Annotated in this window: 7 protein-coding genes, 1 tRNA gene and 1 pseudogene; 4 read left to right on the top strand and 5 right to left on the bottom strand. The window is 71.2% G+C overall.

Going from position 1 to position 7,803, the window contains the following annotated elements:
• A partial coding sequence (locus VOI19_RS09565; protein ID WP_323792736.1) for a dynamin family protein occupies positions 1 to 1,248 on the bottom strand: 1,248 nt, incomplete at its 3' end.
• Positions 1,245 to 2,366, bottom strand: coding sequence for a PrsW family intramembrane metalloprotease (locus VOI19_RS09570; protein WP_323792737.1), 1,122 nt, complete (start codon positions 2,364 to 2,366; stop codon positions 1,245 to 1,247). The genes VOI19_RS09565 and VOI19_RS09570, both read right to left, overlap by 4 nt.
• Before the next feature lie 70 nt (positions 2,367 to 2,436).
• On the opposite strand from VOI19_RS09570, the gene VOI19_RS09575 reads away from it, so the two are divergent.
• The 3 genes from VOI19_RS09575 (at position 2,437) to VOI19_RS09585 (ending at position 4,829) form a co-directional block, all read left to right on the top strand.
• On the top strand, positions 2,437 to 3,846 hold the full coding sequence (locus VOI19_RS09575) for an aminopeptidase P family protein (protein ID WP_323792738.1): 1,410 nt from the start codon (positions 2,437 to 2,439) through the stop codon (positions 3,844 to 3,846).
• 15 nt (positions 3,847 to 3,861) lie between these two features.
• Positions 3,862 to 4,635, top strand: a complete 774-nt coding sequence (locus VOI19_RS09580; protein WP_323792739.1) for a hypothetical protein — start codon at positions 3,862 to 3,864, stop codon at positions 4,633 to 4,635.
• A gap of 120 nt (positions 4,636 to 4,755) precedes the next feature.
• Positions 4,756 to 4,829, top strand: a tRNA-Arg gene (locus VOI19_RS09585).
• 21 nt (positions 4,830 to 4,850) lie between these two features.
• Here the strand turns inward: VOI19_RS09585 and VOI19_RS09590 are convergent.
• Both VOI19_RS09590 and VOI19_RS09595 read right to left on the bottom strand, forming a co-directional pair.
• Positions 4,851 to 5,753 (bottom strand): SGNH/GDSL hydrolase family protein, encoded by a 903-nt coding sequence (locus VOI19_RS09590; protein ID WP_323792740.1) that lies wholly within the window; start codon positions 5,751 to 5,753, stop codon positions 4,851 to 4,853.
• 65 nt (positions 5,754 to 5,818) lie between these two features.
• Positions 5,819 to 6,493, bottom strand: coding sequence for a response regulator transcription factor (locus VOI19_RS09595; protein ID WP_323792741.1), 675 nt, complete (start codon positions 6,491 to 6,493; stop codon positions 5,819 to 5,821).
• 64 nt (positions 6,494 to 6,557) lie between these two features.
• Here VOI19_RS09595 and VOI19_RS09600 point away from each other — a divergent pair, with 64 nt between their 5' ends.
• Positions 6,558 to 7,349, top strand: a complete 792-nt coding sequence (locus VOI19_RS09600; protein WP_323792742.1) for a PIG-L family deacetylase — start codon at positions 6,558 to 6,560, stop codon at positions 7,347 to 7,349.
• Here VOI19_RS09600 and VOI19_RS09605 read toward each other — a convergent pair.
• Positions 7,316 to 7,803 (bottom strand): annotated as a pseudogene (locus tag VOI19_RS09605) (adenosine deaminase); the annotation flags it as partial. The gene VOI19_RS09600 and the pseudogene VOI19_RS09605 overlap by 34 nt on opposite strands.

The following is a 7,803-nucleotide window of genomic DNA, read 5'->3' on the forward strand; positions in this document are numbered from 1 at the left end:
TGCCTCGGCGTGCTCGAGCACCAGGGTCTCGAGGCCCGACTCGACCGCGACGGTGACGCGTTCGGCCTGCTGTGGCTTGCCCTTGATCGTGTTGACCAGCCGGTCGCGCAGCCCGCCGACGCGGTTCTCCAGCGAGCGCAGCAGCTCACCGGTGCCGACGAACTCCTGCCAGCGCGCCAGGACCTCGCCGCGCATCAGGGTGCCGTCGGCCGAGGCGGCGACGATCGCACGGGCGGCGTCGTCGTAGGTCTCCTCGACGTCGGCGCGCAGGCTCAGCGCGATCGTGGTCTGCTCGACCGCGCCGTCGGCGATCGGGTAGGTGCGTCGGGTGATGGCGCGCACGGCGCCGTCCAGCGTCTGGCGTACGACGGCGCCACGCGCGTCGGCGTTCTCGGCCAGCGACTCGAGCCACTCGCGGATGTCGACGACGTGGTGCGCCGGGAGCAGGCCGTCGTCGTCGACGTCGCCCTCCTCGACGACGAAGAGCGGGGAGTCCTTGAGGCCGCGGCTCGCCAGCATGCGGGCCAGGTGGGTCGAGACGGTCTGCACGGCCTCGTCGGGGGTGCGGTCGAGCACGATCGCGACGGCGGTCGAGCGCTCGGCTGCCTGCTTGAGGTACTCCCACGGCACCTGGTCGGCGTAGCGCGCAGCCGAGGTGACGAAGAGCCAGAGGTCGGCGGCGGCGAGCAGCTGGGCGGCGAGCAGCCGGTTGCGCTCCTCGACCGAGTCGACGTCGGGGGCGTCCAGGATCGCGAGTCCGGCGGGCACGGCGTCGGTGGCGACGAGCTGGATCGAGTCGGGGTCGTCGGTGACGTGCTCGACGCGCGTGAGGTCGGGCAGCAGCCGGTCCTGGCCGAACCAGTGGGCGTCGTCGGGGTGGTGCACGAGCACGGGCGACCGGGTCGTGGGGCGCAGCACGCCGGGCGTGGTGACGCGATGACCGACCAGCGAGTTGACCAGGGTCGACTTCCCGGCACCGGTGGAGCCGCCGACGACGGCCAGCAGGGGCGCCTCAAGCGTCATCAGGCGCGGGATGACGTAGTCCTCGAGCTGGTCGACCATCTCGGCGCGGTCGCGGCGCAGCGGCTCGACGCCCGGGAGGTCGAACGGCAGGGGCGTGCTGCTCAGCGCTGCGTGCAGCCGGACGATCGCGGTGACCATCCGACTGTCGGTGGTGGCGCCGTGCTCGCCGGCCGCTCCGGTGCTGGAGTGACCGGAGCGGAGCTCGGGGTGGTGAGGAGTGTTCACAGGGTCGGCACGACCTGTCCGGGGAAGGCGATGTGGGGACGGACTGCGCGGATGCGCTCGACGTGCTCGGCGCCCCGGACCCGCCAATCAGCTGGTGGGGTGCCGCGCAGGAGGCGGTGGTGGAGGTAGCCGAGCTCGATGGTGGCCTGCTGATAGCTCGCCATCGCGCGTGCTCCTTCGGGGCCGCCGAGACGACCGGCATAGGCACGAGTGGCCTGGCGTGCGCGCAGGTCGACCACCCAGCCGATGTCGGTGGCGGGGATCAGCCCGCGCCGTGCTGCGTCGTCGAGGGCAGCCTGGAGGACGAGCGGCTCGCTGCGACGCATCCACACGGCCAGCGACGCCAGCCCGACCAGGGCCGGGACCATCAGCACGACGTAGACGCCGACGAAGCCACCGACGCCGAAGATCGTCGAGGCGTTCCAGGCTCCGTGGGTGAGGACCGCGAGGACGAAGCCGCCGAGGGGTGCGGCGACGCGCACCCGGCGGCTGCGCGAGGCGACGGCGATCCCGACGCCGACGCCGATGAACGCCGTGAAGAGCGGGTGGGCGAAGGGGCTCACGAGGCAGCGGACGACGAAGGTGGCCGTCACGCCGGCGACGCCGCCGGGGCCCACGCCGTCCGTGCCGTTGTAGGCGGCGGCGAGGTAGAGGATGTTCTCGGTGAAGGCGAAGCCGATGCCGACCATGCCGGCGTAGACGATCCCGTCGAGGATCCCGTCGAGCTCGGCGCGGCGCCACCACAGCAGGAGCAGGAGGAAGAGCCCCTTCGCCGCTTCCTCGGTGACCGGAGCGACCACGGCGAGGGACACGTCGTCGGTGACGGCACCGAAGATGCCGCCCATCCCACCGAGGACCAGGGCTGCGGCGGTGGCCACGAAGGCACCCCAGAGCAGCCCGTAGAGAAGCAGTGTCTTGGGCTCGGGCTCGTAGCGGTCGAGCCACAGGTAGCAGGCGACCAGCGGGCCGACCGGGAGCGCTGCGAGGAGCGCTGCGACCAGGGTGACCGTGGGTGCGCCGGCGAGGGCCAGGACCGCGAGCATCATCAGCGCACCGAGAATCACCGCCACGGTCACGACGACCGTGAACGTGACACTCTCGGAACGGCGCTCGGACATGGAGTAGAGCCTATCGGCCAGGGCGCGCGCGAGCAGACGACCCCGTGCTGTGCCTGGTTACAGTGGCTGGGTGAGTGAAGAGAAGTCCACCGGACTGGCCACCGAGTCGCACGACCCCGCTGTTCCCGAAGCGTACTCCGCGTTCATGCGGACCGGCTGGGACGACGCCGAGCGCGACCTCCCGTCGTTCTCCGGCGCAGGGCGCACGACCGAGCGCCGCGAGCGCCTGGCCGCGCTGTTCCCGGGCGAGCGACTGGTGCTCCCGGGCGGCGGCTACAAGGTGCGCTCCTACGACACCGACTACCGCTTCCGTGCCGACACGGCTCACGCCTACTTCACCGGCAACCAGACCAGCGACGCCGTCCTGGTCATCGAGGACGGCGAGTCGACCCTCTACGCGCGTCCTCGCTCGGGCCGCGAGACCGACGAGTTCTTCCGTGACCGTCAGTACGGCGAGCTGTGGGTCGGCAAGCGCCCCTCGCTCGGCGAGCTGTCGGCGACGCTCGGCATCAAGGTGCGCCACATCGACCGCCTCCAGGACGCCCTGAGCGGCTCGGGCAAGACGCGCGTGCACCGCGGGATCTCCGACAGCGTCGATCGGATGCTGCCCGGCGACGCTGCGCTCGACACCGACTTCAAGCGGGTCATCTCCGAGATGCGCCTCATCAAGGACGACTGGGAGCTCGGCCAGCTGCAGGAGGCCTGCGACATCACCACCCTCGGCTTCGAGGACTCCGTGTCCGAGTGGGACCGCGTGCTCGAGTTCGGCGAGCGCTGGATCGAGGGCACCTTCTTCCGGCGCGCCCGGGCGATGGGCAACGACATCGGCTACGACTCCATCGTCGGCGGCGGCTCGCACGCCACGACCCTGCACTGGATCGACAACGACGGCCCGATCACGCCGGGCACCCTGGTGCTGCTCGACATGGGCGTGGAGGGACGCAACCTCTACACCGCCGACGTCACCCGCACCCTGCCCGTCAACGGCACCTACTCCCCCGTGCAGCGCGAGCTCTACGAGCTGGTGCTGGCCGCCCAGGACGCCGGGATCGCCGCCGTACGACCGGGTGCTCGCTTCGCCGAGCCGCACGAGGCCGCGATGAGCGTGCTCGCGCACGGCCTCGACGGCATGGGACTCCTGCCGGTCTCGGCCGAGGAAGCCCTCGACCCGGAGTCGAAGGTCTACGCCCGCTGGACCCTGCACGGCACGAGCCACATGCTCGGCCTCGACGTGCACGACTGCGGCCAGGCTGCGCCGGAGTCCTACGCCAAGGGCACCCTCGCCGAAGGCATGGTGCTCACCGTCGAGCCCGGCCTCTACTTCCAGGCCGACGACCTGCTCGTGCCCGAGGAGCTGCGCGGCACCGGCATCCGCATCGAGGACGACCTCGTCGTCACCGCCGACGGCACCCGCAACCTCTCGGCCGCGCTGCCGCGCACGGCCGACGCCGTCGAGGCATGGATGGCCGAGCGCCGCTAGCCCTACGATCAGCGGGTGACCTTGACCCCACTTCGCCGCCACCTCGCCGCGGCCGCCGTCCTGTCGCTGACCCTTGGCTTCGGCGCGTGCGCCTCCGACGAGACACCTGCTGATGAGTCCCCCTCCAGCGACACCGCCTCGCCGGAGCCTTCCGAGGACGCTGAACCGTCCGAGGAGCCGGCCGACGGCGAGTTCCTGACCGAGGACGAGCTGATGCCCGCGGTGCTCACGCCCGACGACCTGCCCGGCGGCTTCGTGCTCGAGCCCGAGGAGGAGGACGACGAGGACTCCGAGGCCTTCGCCGGCACCTGCCTCGAGGAGGTCGGCACCTTGACCGACCAGCCGGAGTTCGACGCCGACGGCGAGGCCGAGGCCAGCTACGTGCTCGACGGTGACGCGGGCCAGAGCTCGGTGAAGTCGCAGGTGCAGTCCTACGCCGACCAGGGTCAGGTCGAGACTGCCATCGCACTGTTCTCCGAGGTCGTCGGCACGTGCTCCGAGGCCAGCGGCACCGACCCCGACGGCACGACGTACGACCTCGAGGTCCTCTCCGACCAGACCGTCTCGCTCGCCGGCGTCGACGAGCAGGCGCGAGTCGCGATCAGCGGCACCTTCACCAGCGGTGAGCTCGAGCTGCCGGTCAGCATCGGCTACAACGTGGCGCGCATCGCCAACAACATCGTGGTCATCGCGACCCTCGACATCGGCGAGGCGGGCGACGGCATCGTGCCCCAGACCGACGTCATCGCCCAGATCTCCGTCGACCGGCTCGCCGAGATCACCGGCTGACCTCGCTGATCACTGCGGCACCGTGCTGGCTCTGCGTCTGGTGACACCAGACGTCACCAAACGCAGAGTCAGACGCGCGACCTCGGGCTGACATACTTGCCCGCGGGCCCTCGGGTCCATGCCCCCGTAGCTCAGCTGGATAGAGCAGCGGCCTTCTAATCCGCCGGTCGCAGGTTCGAATCCTGCCGGGGGCGCCCAGCCCAGATCAGCGCAGGTCAGCCCAGGTCGAGCTTGCGCATCGTGATGCGTGCCATCGCCTGCTCACCGCGGGCGTTGGGGTGCACGATGATCGGGTTGGTGCCCAGCGCCACCGGCTCCACCCACCGCGTGGCGACGTCCTGGCACGCGTCGCGGCCCCTCGAGGCGCGAGGCACGTTGACGTAGGTGCTGCCGGTGGCCTTCGCGGCGCGGCGTACGACGTTGTTGAGCACGCGCTGGAGGTTGAACAGGTAGGGCACGTCGCCGGTGGCGACGGGCATCTGCGGGAAGCAGCCGCCCTTCCTCGGCATGATCCGCGGGTAGCCGAGAATTGCCACCTCGGCCTTCGGCGCCTTGCGGTGCACGGCGCGCAGCGCCTTCTTCAGCGAGGGGAAGGTCGTGGTGCGGATCGTCTTCACGAACGAGTTGCCGTACTGGTCCTTGCACGGGCTGCCGGTGCCGGCCGTCGAGATCCCGGCCACGCCACACTGCGCGATCGAGTTGATGAACACGCTGGAGTCGTTGCCGCCGATCGTCATGGTGACGAGCCGGGCACGACCGGTCACGGCGTCGAGCTGGGGCGGGATGTCGGAACCCTGGGAGCCCTTGAAGTCGCCGGTGTCGGCCGCTCCGCACGACACGTCGGTGAGGTTCGCCCCGATCTTCGCCGCGATCAGGTGGGGGTAGTTGTTGGTCGAGCGCAGGCACTGCGGGGGCGCGGTCGGGTCGAGGGGCAGCACCCCGGTCGCGGCGCTGTAGCTGTCGCCGAGGGCGACGTAACGCAGCCCTGCGCGACGCTCCTGCTCGACACTCGAGGCCTCCGTCGATCCCGCAGCCGCAACAGTGGTGGCCGTCAGCGACCCCGCCAGCACGGTCGTCAGGGACAGGCAGAGAGCAAGAGTCGTACGGCGGAAGCGCATGCTCGGACAGTAACCGGCGTCACCACACCGTCCCGGGCGCTCTCGGCCCTCAGGACCGATGACCCTCAGGTCCGGGGAGCCTCGAGCACCCGACTCGTGTTGGGCTCGAAGCCGTGCTGCATGCCCCAGATGACCGCTTGAGAGCGACGCGAGATCCCGATCTTGCGGTAGGCGCCGCGGATGTAGGTCTTGACCGAGTTGATCGACAGGTAGGTCATCTTGGCGATCTCGTCGTTGGACAACCCCTGGGTGATCAGGGCGACGACCTCCGCCTCGCGCGCCGAGAGGCCGTGTTCGTGCCCGGGCCACACCCCGCGCATGCTGGCCGCAGCCTGGGTCGGGTCGACCGGCTGCTGGGGAGCCGGCCGCACCGTCTCGCCGCGCCAGACGGCCTCGAGACCCGCGACCATGCCCTCGGCCTTGAGCTCCTTCGACAGGTAGCCGGACGCCCCGCGGGCCAGGGCACGGTCGACCAGGTCGGGGTCGACGTTCCAGCTGAAGACCACGACCTTGGCGCGGCCGCCGTTGACGAGAGTCTCGAGGTCGATCCCGTCGCCCTGCACCTGTCCGAAGGTGTCGTAGAGGATCAGGTCGACATCGCTGATCACGGGCAGCTGGCTGTCCAGCTCGACCACGCGCACGCGCTCGGAGAAGGGCGCCAGCGCGGCCGCGACACCGGCGATGACGATCTCGTAGTCGTTGACGATCGCCACGGACAGCGGCGGCGGGGAGTCGGACATGGCGGCAGCCTATTCACCCGATCGGAGGATGGTCGGACTTCGCCCAGGTTCTTAAGATGCGGAAGTGTCTGCAGGTGCGCGATTCGTCGACGACGGCGAGGCTGTTCCTCATACGCCTGTCGCGACGTGGCAGGAGCACCCGTCGTACGGCGCCCGGCCGCTCCTCGACCTCACCCACCACGGCGAGCCCTGCACGCGCCTGGTGGTCCTTGCGGCCCACCCCGACGACGAGAGCCTGGGCGCCGGCGGCCTGATCGCCACCGCAGCCGCCGCCGGCCTGTCGGTGTACGTCGCCCTCCTGACTGCGGGCGAGGCGTCGCAGTACGCCGCTCACGGCGCGACCCGCCACGCCCTGGCCACCCTGCGCCTCGCGGAGATGGAGAACGCACTGGCGCGCCTGGCCCCGGACAACTTCCTGGCCTTCCTCGGCGCCCCCGACGGTGCGGTCGCCGAGTCCGAGGAGCAGGTCGCCCGCAGCCTCACGGACCTCCTCGGCGACGCCTCCCGCACGCTGCTCGCTGCCCCGTGGCGCCAGGACGGCCACCCCGACCACGACGCCGCCGGGCGTGCGGCCGCGCACGCGGCGCGGACGAGCGGGGCCAGGCTCGTGGAGTACCCGTTGCTCGCCTGGACCCACCGGAGCCCCGACGAGCTGCCCTGGGACGACGTGCTCTGCCTCGAGCTGAGCCCGGCTCTGCAGGAGCAGAAGGCGGCAGCGATCCGCGCGCACGTGAGCCAGGTGCGCCCTCCGCCGAACAACCCGGACGGCGCGCCACCGCTGTCGGGGCGGGTGCTCGGGCACTTCCACACCCCGTTCGAGCACTACCTCGAAGCAGCGCCGCCGGCACCCTCGTAGGTCGTGATCTCCTCGTGCAGCGAGCGTCGTACGTCGTCGGGGGCGTACGACGCGTCCACCGCGGCGCGGGCCAGGTCGGCCACCCCGGCCTCGTCGAGCGAGAGCAGGTCGGCGGCGATCTCGTACTCGCGGTTGAGGGTGGTGCCGAACATCGGAGGGACGTCGGAGTTGATGGTCACCACGACCCCCGCGTCGACGAGCTCGCGCAGCGGGTGCTCGGCGAGCGTGGCGACGGCCCTGGTCGCGATGTTGGACGAGGGACAGACCTCGAGCGGGATGCGGTGCTCGGCCAGGTGGGCCAGCAGCGCCGGGTCGCCCACCGCCGAGGTGCCGTGACCGATGCGCTCGGCACCCAGCACCCGCAGCGCGTCCCAGATCGTCTCGGGCCCGGTCGTCTCACCGGCGTGGGGCACCGAGCGGAGCCCGGCAGCGCGCGCCGCGTCGAAGTGCGGCG

The organism is Nocardioides sp. (assembly GCF_034670285.1).
GTDB lineage: Bacteria > Actinomycetota > Actinomycetes > Propionibacteriales > Nocardioidaceae > Nocardioides.